This window comes from Bacillus kalamii (genome assembly GCF_047238185.1).
Taxonomy (GTDB): Bacteria; Bacillota; Bacilli; order Bacillales; family DSM-1321; genus Bacillus_AD.
Genome location: NZ_JBDFMI010000001.1, coordinates 2,342,839 through 2,360,571 on the forward strand (window position 1 = coordinate 2,342,839; position 17,733 = coordinate 2,360,571).

Consider the following 17,733-nt stretch of genomic DNA (forward strand, 5'->3'; position numbering starts at 1 on the left):
TCATTTTTCCTCCCAGGCTGATTTTATATGTTGATAGGCAGCAATCGGTGATTGTGCTTTTGTGATTGATCTTCCTACAACGATTGCATTCGTCCCTAATTCTCTTGCTCTTTCAGGAGTCGCGATTCTGATTTGGTCGTTCTGGTCATCATTGGACATCCGGATGCCCGGAGTGACGGTCAGGAAATCGCCGCCCAGCTCTTTATGAATCCTTTCCACTTCCCAAGGGGAACAAACAACGCCATCCAGTCCCGCTTCCTTTGTTAACGCTGCATAATGAAGCACGCTGTCTTCCAAGGACATCCCAATTCCCTGTTCCCGCTGCATTGCGTTTTCGGATGTACTTGTCAGCTGGGTTACAGCAATCAATAAGGGCCGATTTCTCCCTGGCACTGTTCCTGCTTCAAGACCCGCCAACGCTTCTGCCATCATTTTACTTCCGCCGGCAGCATGTACATTCACCATATCGATTTCAAGTGACGCCAACCCTTTCATAGCCTGATGAACAGTATTAGGAATATCATGAAGCTTTAAATCCAAGAAGATTTTATGGCCCCGGCCCTTAATGTCCTTTATAAGGGCAGGTCCATTTTGATAAAAAAGTTCCATCCCGATTTTCACATATAATTCCTCTTGAGTGAATTGATCCAGAAAGGCACTCACCTCATCCATATGACTGAAGTCAAGCGCGACTATTAATGAGTTGTTCATTTTTCCAGCTCCTCCCTGTACATTCAGATATATGTTCATAGCCCAATGCATCCAATAATTGAGGCAATTCGTCAATAATCGCTGGGCAAACAAACGGGTCGACAAAGTTGGCAGTACCTACTGCAACTGCACTTGCACCAGCATAAAAGAATTCAATGACATCCTCTGCATTCATGATTCCGCCCATTCCTATGATCGGAATGTGCACTTGCTGGCTTACCTCATGAATCATCCGGATAGCAACCGGCTTTATCGCAGGTCCTGATAAACCGCCTGTCTTATTGGCAATGATCGGCTTGGCAGTCTTAAGGTCAAGTCTCATGCCTAATAAAGTATTGATCATTGTCAGGCCATCAGCCCCGCCATCCTCAACGGCTTTAGCCATTGAAACGATATTCGTCACATTGGGCGAAAGCTTTACATAAACAGGTACTTCAGATGCTTCCTTCACCTTTTTCGTCAATCGTTTAGCCGTCTCCGGATCTGTTCCGAAGGCTATGCCCCCTTCTTTCACATTCGGGCAGGAAATATTCAATTCCAATGCTGCGACATTAGGTGCGGTGCTGATTTTTTTCGCCACTTCAACATACTCTTCTTCCGTGGATCCGGCTATATTGGCAATGATCGGCAAGTCATATTGTTCGAGCCATACAAGTTCATTTTCCATAACATGTTCAAGGCCAGGATTTTGCAAGCCGATTGCATTCAACATTCCTGAGTGGGTTTCAGCGACTCTAGGTGTCGGATTCCCAAATCGAGGTTCCACAGTCGTTGCCTTAATCATGATGCTTCCAAGTTTATTCAAATCGTATAGTTCACTGAATTCCTTACCGAATCCAAAGCACCCCGATGCCGGCATAACAGGATTTTTCAAGGATAATCCTGGAAGTTCCATTTGCAATTTGGTCATAGGATCACCTCTCCCGCACGGAATACCGGTCCATCACTGCACACTTTTTTATAGTGCTTGCCAGGACGGCCGTCTTTTGTTTTACAGACGCATGCATAACACGCGCCGATGCCGCAGCCCATTCTTTCTTCCAATGAAAGAAACACTTTCTGTTCCGGATAGCTTTGTTCAATAGAACGCAGCATGGCAATTGGGCCACAAGAGAACAATACATCGAAAGAAAGCATTCCATCCTTTATAACATCCGTAACAAACCCTTTATAGCCGTGTGTACCATCAACAGTTGCAATATGGACGTCGCCGAATTCACGGAATTTTTCCTCATAGAATACAACCGATTTTGTCTGGAAGCCCAAAACAGCTATTACCTTGACACCTTTGGCGGCCAGCCTTTTTCCAAGCTCATACAATGGCGGCACGCCGATTCCTCCGCCGACCAAAAGGGCTGTTTCTCCAGGAAGAGCTTCCTCTTCTTGAAAACCATTGCCCAAAGGGCCAAGAACATCAATTGTTTCGCCGCGCTTTTTTTCGGCGATCAATGCGGTCCCTCTTCCTTCGGCCCTGTATATCATGGTGAACTGCTTCTTTTCAGAATCAATCGAACAGATGCTGATCGGTCTTCTTAACAGCGGCTCGTAGCTGTTTCCTGCTTTTAATTGCACAAATTGCCCCGGCTCCTTCATCTGTGAAACGAGCTCACCCTGCAGGGTAAGCTCGTAAATAGATTGAGCGATTTCTTGTTGTGAGACGATAGCCATATTCTCTTTCTTGATCATTGGACCGCTCCTTCCATTGTCATTTCATGCATAGCAGAAGCTGAGAACGTCATGGATTCGATGACCCTCAGTATAGCCTCTGCCGTATCTAATGAAGTGAGGCAGGCAACACCATTTTCTACGGATTCGCGTCTGATGCGGAAACCGTCCCGTTCAGGCTGTTTTCCTTTTGTCAGTGTATTGACGACAAATTGAGCGTCCCCATTACGGATCACATCCAACAGAGTCGGTTCATCATTGCCGATTTTATTGACTACTTTAACCGGAATGCCCGCTTTTTCCAAAAAGGCTGCTGTTCCGCTTGTCGCGATTAATTGATAGCCGATTGCGTGGAAGCGGCGTGCCAGTTGCAAGGCTTCCTGTTTATCTTTATCTGCTATGGTCAAAAGCACGGAACCATGCCCCTTCATTTGGATTCCAGAAGCAACAAGCCCTTTGTATAACGCTTTTTCGAGTGTAATATCTTTGCCCATCACTTCACCCGTCGATTTCATTTCCGGTCCAAGTGTAATATCCACACCGCGTAGCTTGGCAAATGAGAAGACCGGCACTTTTACATAGACACCTGCCTTTTCAGGCGCAAGCCCTGTTTTGTATCCCTGGCTTTCAAGGCTTTGCCCTAAAATAACTTTTGTAGCGACGTTGGCCATCGGGATATTCGTAATTTTGCTTAAGAAGGGTACTGTTCTGCTCGAGCGTGGATTCACTTCAATTACAAACACTTCATCCCCTGCAACAACATACTGGATGTTCAATAGCCCTTTTATATTCAGCCCTCTGGCCAATCGAATGGTATAATCGATGATTTGCTCTTTGACCGTTTCTTTAAGTTGCTGCGGCGGATAAACTGCAATGGAATCCCCAGAATGGACGCCCGCACGTTCTATATGTTCCATAATCCCAGGAATAACTACTTGTTCTCCGTCTGAAATGGCATCCACTTCAATTTCTTTTCCCGTAACATACCGATCGATCAACACAGGATGTTCCGGATTTACTTTAACCGCATTTTTCATGTAAACAAGCAGTTCCTTCTCTTGGTAAACAATTTCCATAGCACGTCCGCCAAGCACATAGGATGGACGCACTAACACTGGATATCCGATATCGGAAGCGATCGCTACCGCTTCGTGGACAGATGTAGCAGTCTTTCCCTTCGGCTGTGGAATACTCATTTCCTGCAATGCTTGCTCAAACTTATCGCGGTTTTCAGCACGATCGAGGTCTTCAAGGGATGTTCCCAGGATTTTCACGCCCCTCTTCACGAGGCCGTCCGCCAAGTTGATAGCTGTTTGGCCGCCAAATTGAACAACAACCCCCATCGGCTTTTCAAGATCGATAATGTGCATCACATCCTCGATCGTCAACGGCTCAAAGTATAACTTATCTGAAATGCTGAAATCAGTAGATACCGTCTCAGGATTATTATTAATGATAATAGCTTCATAGCCGGCTTGTTTAATTGCCCATACAGAATGGACAGTCGCATAATCGAATTCCACGCCTTGCCCTATACGGATTGGCCCTGAACCAAGCACAATCACACTCTGGCGATCGGTTACAGTGCTTTCATTCTCTTCTTCATACGTCCCGTAGAAGTATGGCGTTTCTGATTCGAATTCAGCTGCACATGTGTCGACCATCTTATAAACCGGAACAATGCCATTCTCTTTTCTCCAGGCATACACATCTTCTTGCGGGACATTCCAAAGACTTGCAATCGTCAGATCCGCAAAGCCCATTTCTTTCGCTTTTCGAGCAATGTGCACTTCAAATGGCGAAGCTTGCAGTTCTTTCTCAAATTGGACTATGTTGTTACATTTATGTAAGAAAAACAGATCAATTTTACACCATTCATGAATTGTCTGAATCGTAATCCCTCTGCGCAGAGCTTCCCCAATATAGAACAACCGTTCATCTCCTGCTTTTCGAATCCGTTTTTCGATCAACTCATCGGTTATCCCCTCTTGATCATTAAGGCCTAAATGAAAGATGCCCGATTCAAGTGATCTGACGGCCTTCAGCAAAGATTCTTCGAATGTTCTTCCTATCGCCATAACCTCACCTGTCGCTTTCATTTGTGTACCTAGGTTGCGGTTTGCGCTTTCGAACTTATCGAACGGCCATCTCGGTATTTTACTCACTACATAATCAAGTGCCGGCTCGAAGCTGGCGTATGTTCTTCCTGTAACCGGGTTCAGCATTTCATCCAATGTCAGGCCTACAGCAATCTTCGCAGCTAATTTAGCGATAGGATAGCCCGTTGCTTTCGAAGCAAGTGCAGATGATCGGCTTACCCTCGGGTTCACTTCGATTATGTAGTAATTGAAGCTATCCGGGTCAAGTGCAAGTTGGACATTGCATCCCCCTTCAATCTTCAAGGCGCGGATAATTTTAAGTGAGCAATTTCTAAGCAACTGGTACTCACGGTCGCTCAGTGTTTGGCTTGGAGCCACAACGATGCTATCGCCTGTATGGACTCCGACCGGATCAATGTTTTCCATATTGCACACGACGATTGCATTGTCATTATGGTCGCGCATTACTTCATATTCTATTTCTTTAAACCCGGCAATGCTTTTCTCAATCAAGCATTGATGGACAGGGCTGTGCTTCAATCCGCTGCTGACGATTTCTTTAAGTTCTTCTTCATCTGTGCAAATTCCCCCGCCTGTTCCTCCTAAAGTGAAGGCAGGGCGCACAATGATCGGGAATCCAACCCGCTCTACAAATGTGTACGCTTCTTCAAGGCTATGGATGATATCGCTATCCGGAACCGGTTCGCCCAGTTCATTCATTAAACTTCTGAACAGATCCCTGTCCTCCGCCTGCTGGATAGCGGACAACTTCGTCCCCAGAATTTCAACATTGCATTCTTCCAGAACGCCTGCTTCTGACAGTTCAACCGCCAAGTTAAGCCCCGTTTGCCCTCCAAGTGTTGGAAGCAATGCATCTGGCCGTTCTTTACGGATGATTTTGCTAACAAATTCCAACGTAAGCGGTTCGATGTAAACTGCATCGGCGATCTCGGTATCCGTCATGATTGTCGCGGGATTTGAGTTGATAAGGATAACCCGGTACCCTTCTTCTTTTAGGGCCATGCACGCTTGGGTTCCAGCATAATCAAACTCGGCTGCCTGGCCGATGATGATTGGACCAGATCCGATAACTAAAATGCTTTTTATATCTGTACGTTTTGGCATTGTTTTTCTCCTTCCGCTTTTGCACGTTCAATCATTTTGATAAATTGGTCGAATAATCCATTTGCATCCTCCGGGCCTGGAGAAGCTTCCGGGTGGTACTGGACAGTGAAGGCCGGGAAATCTTTATGCCTTAACCCTTCAACTGTTCCATCATTCAAGGCAATATGAGTGATTTCCAGAGGTGTTCCTGCAAGTGATGATTCCTCAACTGCATAACCATGGTTTTGGGAGGTGATGGCTATTTTGCCTGTGGACAAATCCTTTACTGGGTGGTTAGAGCCGCGGTGCCCGAATTTCAATCTCATTGTATTTGCTTGATTTGCTAGCGCGAATAATTGGTGCCCAAGGCATATACCGAAAATAGGCACTTTCCCTTGTATACCCTTGATCATTTCAATTGCCTGAGGGACATCCTTAGGATCTCCAGGGCCATTTGACAGCATAATTCCATCAGGACTAAGCGTCAGGATTTCTTCTGCAGTCGTATTATATGGCACTACCACTACATCGCAATCACGTTTGTTTAACTCTCTTAAGATTCCATGCTTCATGCCGAAATCTACAAGCACTACTCTCGACCCTCTTCCTGGGCTTGGATATGCGCGTTTTGTCGATACCTTTTTGACTTGGTCATTATGCAGAACGGTTGCTCTAAGCACCTCGATAACCGCTTCAGGGCTTTGCTCCATATTGGCCAGCGCACCTTTCAAAGTACCGTGCTTGCGGATGATTCTGGTTAGTTTTCTTGTATCAATTCCTGCTATCCCAGGAATATCCTTCAATTTGAAATATTCATCCAACGAAAATTCACTTCTCCAGTTGGAGGGCTTATCTGCTATTTCCTTTACGATAAATCCGGAAATGGCAGGGTTAATCGATTCAAAATCATCCCGGTTAATGCCATAGTTTCCGATCAAAGGATATGTAAGTGTAACGATTTGTCCGCAATAAGAAGGATCGGACAGGACTTCTTGATAACCGGTCATTCCTGTATTGAAAACAACCTCTCCCATCCGGTCGACGTTCGCGCCGAATGCCGTTCCGATAAATACTGTACCGTCCTCTAAAATTAATTGTCTTTTCACGCTGTTATTTCCTCCTTTAGCCACACAATCTTCCCTCCAACCATTGTCAATAATGGCCAGCCCTTACACTTCCAGCCAGCAAACGGTGTGTTTTTTCCTTTTGAAGCAAATCGGTCGGCATCGATTTCCTTCTCTTCTTCCAAATCAATCAGGACAATATCTGCATGGCTTCCAACTGATAGATGCCCGTATGGCAGCTTAAATGCTTCTGCCGGTTTCTTCGAAAGCAATGCTACTAAATCTGAAAGTGTAAGAACTCCTTTTTCTACAAGGTGTGTATATAGGAGAGGGAAAGCTGTTTCCAATCCAACAATGCCAAACGGAGCCAATTGCATGCTTGCTTGTTTTTCTACTTCTGAGTGCGGGGCATGGTCTGTTGCGATAAAATCGATTGTTCCGTCCAACAATCCTTTGATCAACGCTTCATGGTCCTTTTTGCCTCTAAGCGGCGGATTCATTTTATAATTGGTATCCAATCCTGGAATATCATCTTCACATAAAAGCAAATGGTGCGGTGTTACTTCTGCTGTCACTTTTATACCTGCTGCTTTGGCATCTCTGACGACTCTTACCGATGCTTCTGTCGAGATGTGGCAAACATGATAATGGCAATCTGCCGCTTCCGCGAGCAGAACATCGCGTGCGATCTGTACCGATTCACATACGGATGGGATTCCGTTCAAGCCATGCTGCTTTGAAAATGCACCCTCATGGACACATCCTTTATTAATGAGGGTATTTTCCTCACAATGTGCTACGATTGCCATGTCGATGCTTGCCGCTTTTTTCATTGCGTCCAGCATCATGGAAGCGGATTGAACGCCAACGCCGTCATCAGTGAAGGCAAAAGCGCCGGCCTCCTTCAATTGCTCAAGATCAGTCAATTCTTTGCCTGCTTCACGGATAGTGATTGAACCATATGGCAGCACCCGAACTGCTGCCGTTTCTTCAATGCGTTTCATCAGTTCTTCCATATGCTCTTTCGTATCAGGCACCGGCCGCGTGTTCGGCATTGCCGCAACTGTCGTAAACCCTCCGCGGGCTGCAGCTTTTGTTCCTGTTTCAATTGTTTCCTTATGTTCGCCGCCCGGTTCCCGAAGATGGACATGGAGATCAACGAAGCCAGGTGATACCAGCAAGCCCTTTGCATCAATAACCGCTTCGTCTGTTGCTTGAATATCATTTTCTATGGATGCAATCCGCCCACCCACAATCAATATATCCTTTGTATGTAGCTGGCCGTTCTGATCAAATAACTGACCATTTTTTATAATCGTCTGCATATGTATTTCCTCCTTCTTTCGTTTCCAATGCTCTTTTTAATACTGCCATACGAACATATACGCCATTTTCCATTTGTTTAAAAATTCTTGAACGTCCACACTCGATCAAGTCTTCATCGATTTCTACATTCCGATTGACTGGGGCAGGATGCATGATAATGCTTGAATGCTTCATTTGCTGTTCACGTTCTTTCGTCAATCCGTGCATACGCAGATATTCTTCTTTACTGTTCGTCATTCCGGCTTTATGTCTTTCATGCTGAATGCGCAGCAGCATTACGACATCTGCAGTCTTCACAGCATCGTCCAGGGGCTCGTAATCGCAATCAGTAATGCTTGAATCGAACCATTCCTCCGGCCCTGAGAATACGACATTTGCACCAAGGCGTGTGAGGGCATCAGCATTGGATCTTGCAACGCGGCTATGAAGAATGTCACCGACAATAGCAACCTTCAACCCTTCAAATCTGCCAAATTCTTGATAAATGGTCAGAAGGTCCAGCAAGCATTGGGTAGGATGATGGCCGCATCCATCTCCTCCATTGATGACCGGAATACCCACTTTGCCTACCAATTGATTGAAATACTCATCTTCAGGATGTCTGATGACTACCGCTTCAACGCCGATTGATTCCAATGTTTTCACAGTGTCATATAACGTCTCTCCTTTTTGCACTGAGCTTGTTGATACCTCAAAAGGGATAACATCCATTCCAAGCCGTCTTTCAGCCACTTCAAAACTGACTTTTGTCCGTGTGCTATTTTCGAAGAAAAGGTTTGCGACAAACGATTTATTTAGTTGGCCATACTGTTTGCCTTCAGCAAAACCAGCTGCATCCTTCAATATGCCAAAAATTTCTGATGTGGATAATTCATTAGTAGTTAATAAATGCTTCATAATGTTGCGTCCCCCTTAGGATTCATCATTTTTTCAAAAAAAGCACCCTAAACAGTTGTTTAGGGTGCTTCAAAAAGAGACAGGTCAATGTTGGAGCTGCAAAGCCTTCCAACTAACTGGTCTTATCTTCTCATGCACACCCTTATAAGCCTCTCTGGACTTCTTTTAAAAGGTGACGATTTATGCTGCTGAATTTGAATCTGTTTCTTCTAAGATTGAAGCCTGCTTATCTCTGCCAGGCAACACAAGATTTAGGACAACACCGACGATGGCTGCAAGCGCCATGCCTGATAGTGAAAATTTAGAACCAATTTGTACAAACGCTCCGCCGATGCCTAACACCAAAGTGGCTGATGCGATAATTAAGTTGCGATTTTCGCCGAAGTCGACTTTATGGTCGACTAACATCCGCAAACCGCTTGAAGCGATGATTCCAAAAAGCAGGATCGATACACCACCCATTACTGCCTGCGGAATTGACTGGATCAGCGCTGACACTTTTCCGACAAATCCGATCAAGATCGCAACTACACCTGCTCCACCGATAATATAGACACTGAATGCCCGTGTAATAGCCAGCACCCCGATATTTTCTCCGTAGGATGTTAAAGGCGGCCCGCCGATCAAAGAACCGATGACAATGCCCACACCGTCCCCCAAAATCGATTTGTGCAATCCCGGCTTTTTGATGAAATCTCTGCCTACCACTTTGCTTAGCACTAATTGATGACCGATGTGCTCGGACAAAGTGACGATGACAACCGGCACCATGACTAAAGCGATTTGCCATGAAAATACCGGATCATATGTGAGGTAAGGAATATGGAAATCCGGCATTGCAAACCATTTGGCTGCTTTAACTCCGCTGAAATCGACAATTCCGAATGCCCATGCTGATAAGTACCCTGCTGTAATCCCAAACAGGAGAGGTATCAGTTTTGCGAACCCTCTGAAAAAGGTGGATGCGATGATTGTCACCACTAAAGTAATCATGGCGACCGATAGATGGGTCAAACTATAATGCAGCGGTTCAGTGGTTGAACCATTATTGCTGTACATGGCCATATTTACGGCTGTTCCAGCAAGGCCCAGTCCGATTACCATGATGACCGGCCCGACTACGACCGGCGGAAGCAATTTCATTAACCAATTGACACCTACGCTTTTAATAACCAGTGACACGATTCCGTATATAAGGCCCGCCAGCAAACAGCCAAACATGACTGATTCAGGTCCGCCAAGCGATTTCGCCAAAAGGATTGGTGAAATGAATGCAAAGGATGAGCCGAGGTAAGCAGGTATTTGCCCTCTCGTAATGAGCAGGTATGAAAGTGTGCCGAGCCCGCTGGAAACTAATGCCACCGCAGGATTCATCCCTGTTAAGAAAGGTACAAGCACGGTTGATCCAAACATAGCGAACACATGCTGTATACTCAACGTGATCCATTTTCCAACTTTAGGTACTTCTTCGACGTCTAGGACGATATGCTGCTTTTCCTGTTCCATTTTGTCTCCCCCTACCTTTTATCCGAAAAAAAACCCTTGCCAGAGCAAGGGTACAAAGGTGCAAAGGATCTGTTCTTCCAGCCGTTTTATGCCGGAATCGTCCTTCCCTTTGTCAGTCTCTCTGGACTGCCGTTAAAAGGGTTTATTTATTTTCATCAATGCTGACTTTATCCAAGCCATCCACTTCTTCTAAGCTGACAGTAATCTTTTCATTAAGTGAAGTAGGTACATTTTTACCGACATAGTCTGCACGGATCGGCAACTCGCGGTGGCCTCTGTCAATCAATACTCCCAGTTGGATCTGTGAGGGCCTGCCGATATCGATTAATGCATCCAGCGCCGCACGGACAGTCCGACCTGTATACAATACATCATCAACCAGGATTACTTTTTTATTCGCGATATCGACTGGTATGTCGGAACCTTTAACCAGCGGTTCGCCATCTTGGTTTTTCTTGCTAAGATCATCCCTGTAAAGCGTAATGTCAAGCTCACCAACCTCAATGGGTTTCCCTTCAATCTGTTCGATTTTGGAAGCTAGCCGATTGGCGATAAAAATTCCACGTGTCTTAATCCCTACGAGTACGCAATCATGGATACCTTTGTTTTTCTCGATGATCTCATGTGCGATCCTTGTCAAAGCCCGTCTGATTGCCTGTTCATCCAGGACAACCGCTTTTTCCTGCATATACATCACCCTTTGTTGTCTTTCAATTTTTCTTGCTGAATTGGCCCGGTGTAGGCATAAAAAAATCCTCCTGCCCGATGCAGGAGGACTTTCGTTTATAAGACACGTCAATCCGCATCTTTATCCGTTTCCTTCTCAGCCTCTCGGGACTGTATTAAAGGGTCATATTCAACTGATACCATCATACAGGCTCATGCTGAAATTGTCAACGGTCATTTCTCAGTTTAGTCAATAGTTCTTCATAATATTCCGGAAGGGGTGCCGTAAATTCCATATACTCCTTCGTTCTCGGGTGGATGAAGCCAAGCACCTCCGCATGCAGAGCCTGTCCTCCAATATCCAATGTCTTTTTAGGGCCATATTTAGGATCCCCCGCTAAAGGAAAACCAATATATTTCATATGGACGCGGATTTGGTGTGTGCGGCCTGTTTCAAGGCGGCATTGGACTAATGTAAAGTCGCGGAAATTCTCAAGGACTTCAAAATGGGTAACGGCCTGCTTACCGTCAGGATCGACAGTCATGCTCTGGCGGTCCTTTTTATCCCTCCCTATCGGTGCGTCAATAGTACCATGCTGATGCTGGATATTTCCATGGACCAACGCTTTATAGCGCCGTGTCACTGTTTTATCAACCAATTGCTGCACAAGCGCCTCATGGGCCATGTCATTTTTTGCGACCATCAACAGCCCTGATGTATCCTTATCGATTCGGTGTACAATACCAGGGCGCATTACACCATTTATGCCGGATAAGTCCTTGCAATGTGCCATCAATCCATTGACCAATGTTCCTGTTGTGTGGCCAGGTGCGGGATGGACCACCATTCCCTTCGGCTTGTTGACTACTACAACATCCTCATCCTCATAATAGATATCTAAAGGAATCTCCTCAGCTTGGATATCCAGTTCAACCGGTTCAGGGATGTCCACGATCACTTCATTGCCTATTTTTACTTTGTAATTCGTTTTGACCGGTTGGCCATTCACAGTAATATGGCCATCTTTGATCAGCAATTGCACCTGCGTCCTTGACAAGTCCTTATTCACAGTTGAAAGGAACTTATCCAATCGGTCTCCAGACTGTCCCTCTTCTATGTTGTATATCATTTTATCCATTCTTTTTCTCCTTCATTATCTTTTCTTCAAATAGCATAAAAATAATCAATAGTGCTACACCTACTGTTAGTGCTGCATCAGCGACGTTAAAGATAGGGAAATCGTAGCCAAAAATATTTGTATCGATGAAATCGACAACTTCTTTGCGGAATATGCGGTCGATGAAATTCCCGATTGCTCCCCCAAGCATAAATGCCAAAGACAAACCGACCAATACATGCGTTTTGCTCATTTTTTGCATGTAATAAACAAGTACTGCAACAACTACAATTGTAATCAAATAGAATAGCCACATTTGCCCCTCGAGGATTCCCCAGGCAGCGCCGGTATTCCGGTGGGAGGTTATATGTAAAAAGTCTCCGATTACTTGTATACTTTCGCCTAATTCCATATTTTTCACTATTGCATATTTCGTAACTTGATCAAGCGCTATTAAAATAAGCGCAACGATATAATATTTCACGGTCATCCCCCAGCTTCTGTAGTTTGTTTATCCCTTAGAATTGTAGCATATTGTTAAAAATAAACACAATGGCGCCATCCATGGATAGAAAAAAACACCTCTGCAGCCGATATAGGAGAAAAAGCCGAACGAACGGCCTTCCCTCCTTTCATCTAAGCTGCACTAGGTGCTCTTCTACTATAATCAATCAGTTCGTATATGCTTCTTTTACAACTGACGCACAACGAGGGCAAAGCGTTGGATGCTGCTCATCCTTGCCAACTTCAGGCGTTACATTCCAGCAGCGTTCACACGTTTCTCCGCCTGCTTTAGAAATGACAATGGCACAATCATCGAATGCAGCACTGCCCTCAGGAGCATCTTCAAGCTTGCCGGCCACTTCGAATTGAGACACAATGAATAGTTGTTCGAAGCTTTCATGGAATTGTTTAAGGAATGCTTCCGTTTCCTCATTGACATACATAGATACTTTAGCATTTAACGATTTACCGATAACCTTTGCATTTCGAGCTTCTTCCAATGCTTTCAGGACATTGTCGCGGATAGCCAAGAAGTGGTTCCATTTCTTTTCTAGCTCTGCGCTGTTAGGCAATTGCTCAGCCTTAGGCATGTCGGTCAATTGTACGCTTTCTTCTTCGGCATTAGGGATATAAGCCCACACCTCATCTGCAGTATGCGCGAGAATTGGGGCAACCAATTTAGTCAATGCCACCAGCACATCATATAAAACGGTTTGGATCGCACGGCGCTCTTTACTGTCAGGAGCTTCGCAATAAAGGATATCCTTTGCATAATCCAAGTAGAATGCGCTCAGGTCCAATGTACAGAAATTATTGATATTATGGTAAATAGTTGCAAATTCATAATTTTCGTAGCCCTTAGTCACATTTTCAATTAAGCGGTTCAATTTCACCAGCATGAATTGATCCACTTCCTGTAAATCCTCATATGCAAGACGATCCTTTGTTGGATCAAATTGGTCTAGCGTCCCTAATAAGAAACGGAACGTATTGCGGATTTTACGATATACTTCCGCAACTTGCTTAAGAATTGGATCAGATACACGCACATCCGCCTGATAATCAACAGAAGCTACCCATAAACGCAGGATATCAGCACCCAATTGATTCATGACTTTAGAAGGAAGGATGGTATTGCCCAATGACTTGCTCATTTTTCTTCCTTCGCCGTCCAGTGCGAATCCATGGCTCAAAACACCTTTATATGGCGCTTTTCCTGTCACAGCTACAGCTGTTGACAAAGAAGAGTTGAACCAACCGCGATATTGGTCAGATCCTTCAAGGTACAGATCAGCTGGTCGGACAAGCTCCTCGCGTTCTTCAAGTACTGCTTGATGTGATGAACCTGAATCGAACCAAACGTCCATAATATCGGTTTCTTTTGTAAAGATTCCATTTGGGCTTGATTCATGAGTAAAGTTTTCAGGAAGCAGTTCCTTCGCTTCGCGTTCGAACCAAATATTAGATCCGTATTCACGGAACAGATTTGAAATATGTTCGATTGTTTCGTCTGTAATAATCGGCTCACCGTTCTCACCGTAGAATACAGGAATCGGGACACCCCAAGCTCTTTGACGTGAAATACACCAATCACCCCGGTCGCGGACCATGTTGAACAATCGTGTTTCTCCCCACGCAGGCACCCATTTTGTTTCCTTAATGGCATCCAGCAAGTCCTGGCGGAAGTCTTGAATGCTTGCAAACCATTGTGCAGTGGCACGGAAGATGGTAGGTTTCTTTGTTCTCCAATCGTGCGGATAAGAGTGTGTAATGAATGACAAGTTCAACAATGCACCTTTTTCCTCTAATGCTTCTGTGATCGCCTTATTGGCTTTATCATAGAACATCCCTTCAAATCCAGGCGCTTCACTTGTCATATGGCCTTTTTCATCTACAGGGCATAATACGCCCAACTTGTATTTTTGGCCTACGATAAAATCGTCTTCCCCATGCCCAGGCGCTGTATGGACGCATCCAGTACCGGCGTCGGTTGTTACATGGTCTCCGAGGATAACAAGTGAATCACGGTCATACAATGGGTGTTTTGCAACAACCCTTTCAAGGTCCTTCCCTTTAATTGTTTTTACAACCGTTGCTTCTTCCCAGCCAATCGCTTCTTTCACGGATGGCAATAAGTCCTTGCCGACAAGATAACGGTCTCCTGCTGCCTCTACCACAACGTAATCGAGTTCTGGATGAACGGCAATGCCCAAGTTCGCTGGAATCGTCCAAGGAGTTGTAGTCCAGATGATGATTTTCGTGCCCTCATCCACAACGCCATTTCCTTGTTTGACTTCAAAAGCCACATAAATGGAAGCGGAGCGCTTATCTTGATACTCGATTTCAGCTTCTGCAAGTGCCGATTCACTTGAAGGCGACCAATATACAGGTTTTTTGCCTTTGTAGATGTACCCTTTCTTCGCCATTTCGCCGAATACCTTAATTTGTTGAGCTTCGTATTCCGGTTTCAATGTAATATAAGGATTGTCCCAGTCTGCTCTTACACCTAGGCGCTTAAATTGTTCACGTTGGCTATCAACCTGCTCATACGCATACTTTTCACAAAGCTTGCGGAATTCCGCTACACTCATTTCTTTTCGGTTGACTTTGCCATTCTTCGTCAAGGCAGTTTCAATCGGAAGACCATGTGTATCCCAGCCAGGAACATAAGGGGCATCATAACCGCTCATCGATTTAAAACGAACGATAAAATCTTTCAATACTTTATTTAGCGCATGCCCCATATGGATATCGCCATTTGCGTATGGGGGGCCATCATGAAGAATAAATTTCGGAAGCCCCTTTGTACGGTCTTGAACTTTCTTGTAGATGTCCATGTCATTCCATGATTTTTGCATTTCTGGCTCGCGTTTCGGGAGATTCCCTCGCATGGGGAATTCTGTTTTAGGCATTAATAAAGTGTCTTTGTAATCCATGAATATAACCTCCTATTATCAAGCAATCATTTTCTATGAATGATTGCATATATCCAATCATTATATGGCAACGGGCATATGGGAAAACAAAAAAAGCCAACTCATCCCAAAAAAGGGACGAGAAGGCTTTGTTCCCGCGGTACCACCCTGGTAAATGCGCACATATTAACAATGCGCATCCGCTCAATCATCCTTAACGCGGATGAAACGCTGAGACTACTTCCTATTCCGGGTTCAACTCAGAACTCCAGGGTGATCTTCCCCTTTCATTCCCACACCGGGATTTCACCATCCCCGGATCTCTATGAAGCATATGCTTCCTGTGGGCCATATGAAAGCGTACTGTCCCTTTCAACGTTGCCTGTATACTAATCTTGTATGAAATTATATACGAAAAAGTGCAGAGAATCAATAAGACGATTCATGATCTTTTAATAAAACTTCAGAAGCATCGTGTTCGAAATCCATCAGGTGCTCCCAGTCTTCATTTTTAATGAGATCGAGCTGCGCCTCGACAAGCATTGTGAATCTTGTCCGGAATACTTTGGATTGTTTCTTAAGCTCTTCTATCTCCATAGCAATTTTTCTGGCTTTGGATAAAGACTCATTCACAATCCTATCGGCATTCTTTTCTGCTTCTTTAATGATTAATTTGGCTTCCTTCTGCGCATTTCTCTTTACTTCTTCAGCCGTTTCCTGGGCAATGAGGATCGATTTATTCAGCGTTCCTTCGATATTATTATAATGACCGAGTTTTTCATTGGCATCTTGAAGTTTATCTTCGAGCGTTTTCTTCTCGCGGAGTATCAGCTCGTAATCTTTCATCACTTGTTCAAGGAATTCGTTCACTTCATCTTCATCATATCCACGAAATCCCTTATTGAAACTTTTGTTATGTATATCGAGTGGCGTTAAAGGCATTTTGCACCTCCGTATTTGAATTGGTTAGTCAGTCTTACCTTTTATTCTACGTTCCGGCAGACATTTTGTAAATCCTTCTACAGAGGATTTATTTCTGCTGCCCAAACACTATTTTCCACTTATCTTTTTTCGTTCTTCCTTCGATTTCCATGATTTTAAAACGGCCATAACGCCGGCATGAAATTGTATCGCCCTGATGGCACGGGTAATCCTTCTCTTCAATAACCATATGGTTCACTTTCACATGCCCTGCCGCGATGTATTCCTGCGCTTTCTGCCTCGATAACCGGGACATCGATGAAAGAAGTGAATCCAGCCGCAGTGAAGAGGACGTCAACGTTCCTTCTTGCCAATTAGTATATACAGGCACAACATCTCTTAGTCTTATTTCCTGTAGCGTAACACCTGCTTGCCCAATCTTGTCTATATTATTGCAAACAAAGGATGCGATTTCTTTATCAACGATGACCTGGGCAGCCTGGTCGGATAAAAGGACATCTCCGAACTTGTCCCTTCTCATCCCAAGGGACATAACGGTTCCTAGGATTTGTGGATGCGTGATTTCATGGAATTTTTTGTTGTAGGAAATTTCAATGAGCGAACATTGAAAATCTTCAGGCGCCACTTCATCATACTGTGGATATAGCAGAGCCCTTTTCCGTTCAGCCTCTTTATATCCGCCAAAAAAAGCGAGTCTGCAATCCTCATTATTGCCGATAATAGCCGTTACGATTTGCTGTTCCCTTGGATCGAGGAATGAAGAGAGTTTTGGACTGTAGTATGTCTCTACATGCTCTTTCCAATCTAATACATTATCAATGAAAACTTTTTCCTCTTTACGGAAATGTTGGTAAATCTCCATAGCTGGCTCCTTACGAATCGATTTTTCCGGTATAAATCAGGAAGGCTGAGTTCCCTAAAAAGCGACTCAGCCCAACATTTTTACCCGAATAAAATCATTCTAAACAATTGATGTAAACCAAGTGTAGCTAAATTCAATACGATAAAGGCTACGATTGGCGAAAAATCAATCATACCGATTGGAGGTATGAACCGTCTGAATACTTCCAGATATGGTTCGCAAATACGTCCAAGGAATTGTCCGATAACTGATTCCCGGGCACCCGGAAACCATGACATGAAAATATAAACAATTAGAGCATATGAGTATATTTTCACCAGCGTCAATACTAAATTAAAAAGTAAAACCATTCAC

At 44.4% G+C, this 17,733-nt stretch carries 15 protein-coding genes and 1 other annotated feature; all 15 genes read right to left on the minus strand.

Going from position 1 to position 17,733, the window contains the following annotated elements; translation table 11 throughout:
• Nucleotides 1-711, minus strand: coding sequence for an orotidine-5'-phosphate decarboxylase (gene pyrF / locus ABC357_RS11655; protein ID WP_412887663.1), 711 nt, complete (start codon nt 709-711; stop codon nt 1-3).
• The gene (locus tag ABC357_RS11660; RefSeq protein WP_412887664.1) at nt 683-1,621 is read right to left on the minus strand and encodes a dihydroorotate dehydrogenase; all 939 of its coding nucleotides are present in this window, start codon (nt 1,619-1,621) and stop codon (nt 683-685) included. The genes pyrF and ABC357_RS11660 overlap by 29 nt, the downstream gene beginning before the upstream one ends.
• The gene (locus ABC357_RS11665) at nt 1,618-2,397 is read right to left on the minus strand and encodes a dihydroorotate dehydrogenase electron transfer subunit (RefSeq protein WP_412887665.1); all 780 of its coding nucleotides are present in this window, start codon (nt 2,395-2,397) and stop codon (nt 1,618-1,620) included. Before ABC357_RS11665 ends, ABC357_RS11660 begins: the two co-directional genes overlap by 4 nt.
• Entirely contained in the window at nt 2,394-5,600 is a 3,207-nt protein-coding gene (gene carB, locus ABC357_RS11670) for a carbamoyl-phosphate synthase large subunit (protein ID WP_412887666.1), read from the minus strand. The genes ABC357_RS11665 and carB overlap by 4 nt, the downstream gene beginning before the upstream one ends.
• Nucleotides 5,579-6,685, minus strand: a complete 1,107-nt coding sequence (locus tag ABC357_RS11675) for a carbamoyl phosphate synthase small subunit (protein ID WP_412887667.1) — start codon at nt 6,683-6,685, stop codon at nt 5,579-5,581. Before ABC357_RS11675 ends, carB begins: the two co-directional genes overlap by 22 nt.
• Nucleotides 6,682-7,968, minus strand: a complete 1,287-nt coding sequence (locus tag ABC357_RS11680) for a dihydroorotase (protein WP_412887668.1) — start codon at nt 7,966-7,968, stop codon at nt 6,682-6,684. Before ABC357_RS11680 ends, ABC357_RS11675 begins: the two co-directional genes overlap by 4 nt.
• A complete protein-coding gene (locus ABC357_RS11685; protein WP_412887669.1) occupies nt 7,934-8,866 on the minus strand; it encodes an aspartate carbamoyltransferase catalytic subunit in 933 nt (310 codons plus the stop codon). The genes ABC357_RS11680 and ABC357_RS11685 overlap by 35 nt, the downstream gene beginning before the upstream one ends.
• A gap of 180 nt (nt 8,867-9,046) precedes the next feature.
• On the minus strand, nt 9,047-10,372 hold the full coding sequence (locus ABC357_RS11690; protein ID WP_412887670.1) for a solute carrier family 23 protein: 1,326 nt from the start codon (nt 10,370-10,372) through the stop codon (nt 9,047-9,049).
• Between the two features lie 142 nt (nt 10,373-10,514).
• Nucleotides 10,515-11,060, minus strand: coding sequence for a bifunctional pyr operon transcriptional regulator/uracil phosphoribosyltransferase PyrR (gene pyrR, locus ABC357_RS11695; RefSeq protein ID WP_412887671.1), 546 nt, complete (start codon nt 11,058-11,060; stop codon nt 10,515-10,517).
• 205 nt (nt 11,061-11,265) lie between these two features.
• Complete coding sequence (locus ABC357_RS11700) at nt 11,266-12,177, minus strand: RluA family pseudouridine synthase (protein ID WP_412887672.1); 912 nt, start codon at nt 12,175-12,177, stop codon at nt 11,266-11,268.
• Nucleotides 12,170-12,640 (minus strand): signal peptidase II, encoded by a 471-nt coding sequence (gene lspA / locus ABC357_RS11705; RefSeq protein ID WP_412887673.1) that lies wholly within the window; start codon nt 12,638-12,640, stop codon nt 12,170-12,172. The genes ABC357_RS11700 and lspA overlap by 8 nt, the downstream gene beginning before the upstream one ends.
• Nucleotides 12,641-12,827: 187 nt before the next feature.
• On the minus strand, nt 12,828-15,596 hold the full coding sequence (ileS, locus tag ABC357_RS11710) for an isoleucine--tRNA ligase (RefSeq protein ID WP_412887674.1): 2,769 nt from the start codon (nt 15,594-15,596) through the stop codon (nt 12,828-12,830).
• 110 nt (nt 15,597-15,706) lie between these two features.
• Nucleotides 15,707-15,960, minus strand: a binding site (T-box leader).
• Nucleotides 15,961-16,004: 44 nt separating this feature from the next.
• Nucleotides 16,005-16,517, minus strand: coding sequence for a DivIVA domain-containing protein (locus ABC357_RS11715; RefSeq protein WP_412887675.1), 513 nt, complete (start codon nt 16,515-16,517; stop codon nt 16,005-16,007).
• Nucleotides 16,518-16,605: 88 nt separating this feature from the next.
• Complete coding sequence (locus ABC357_RS11720) at nt 16,606-17,379, minus strand: YlmH family RNA-binding protein (RefSeq protein ID WP_412887676.1); 774 nt, start codon at nt 17,377-17,379, stop codon at nt 16,606-16,608.
• Between the two features lie 80 nt (nt 17,380-17,459).
• On the minus strand, nt 17,460-17,729 hold the full coding sequence (locus ABC357_RS11725) for a YggT family protein (RefSeq protein ID WP_412887677.1): 270 nt from the start codon (nt 17,727-17,729) through the stop codon (nt 17,460-17,462).
• Nucleotides 17,730-17,733 lie beyond the last annotated feature (4 nt).

Bases quoted from the DNA above. Each gene is read 5' to 3' on its own strand.
- pyrF (WP_412887663.1), bottom strand. From the start codon at position 711: ATGAACAACTCATTAATAGTCGCGCTTGACTTCAGTCATATGGATGAG.
- ABC357_RS11660 (WP_412887664.1), bottom strand. From the start codon at position 1,621: ATGACCAAATTGCAAATGGAACTTCCAGGATTATCCTTGAAAAATCCT.
- ABC357_RS11665 (WP_412887665.1), bottom strand. From the start codon at position 2,397: ATGATCAAGAAAGAGAATATGGCTATCGTCTCACAACAAGAAATCGCT.
- carB (WP_412887666.1), bottom strand. From the start codon at position 5,600: ATGCCAAAACGTACAGATATAAAAAGCATTTTAGTTATCGGATCTGGT.
- ABC357_RS11680 (WP_412887668.1), bottom strand. From the start codon at position 7,968: ATGCAGACGATTATAAAAAATGGTCAGTTATTTGATCAGAACGGCCAG.
- ABC357_RS11685 (WP_412887669.1), bottom strand. From the start codon at position 8,866: ATGAAGCATTTATTAACTACTAATGAATTATCCACATCAGAAATTTTT.
- ABC357_RS11690 (WP_412887670.1), bottom strand. From the start codon at position 10,372: ATGGAACAGGAAAAGCAGCATATCGTCCTAGACGTCGAAGAAGTACCT.
- pyrR (WP_412887671.1), bottom strand. From the start codon at position 11,060: ATGCAGGAAAAAGCGGTTGTCCTGGATGAACAGGCAATCAGACGGGCT.
- ABC357_RS11700 (WP_412887672.1), bottom strand. From the start codon at position 12,177: ATGGATAAAATGATATACAACATAGAAGAGGGACAGTCTGGAGACCGA.
- ileS (WP_412887674.1), bottom strand. From the start codon at position 15,596: ATGGATTACAAAGACACTTTATTAATGCCTAAAACAGAATTCCCCATG.
- ABC357_RS11715 (WP_412887675.1), bottom strand. From the start codon at position 16,517: ATGCCTTTAACGCCACTCGATATACATAACAAAAGTTTCAATAAGGGA.
- ABC357_RS11720 (WP_412887676.1), bottom strand. From the start codon at position 17,379: ATGGAGATTTACCAACATTTCCGTAAAGAGGAAAAAGTTTTCATTGAT.
- ABC357_RS11725 (WP_412887677.1), bottom strand. From the start codon at position 17,729: ATGGTTTTACTTTTTAATTTAGTATTGACGCTGGTGAAAATATACTCA.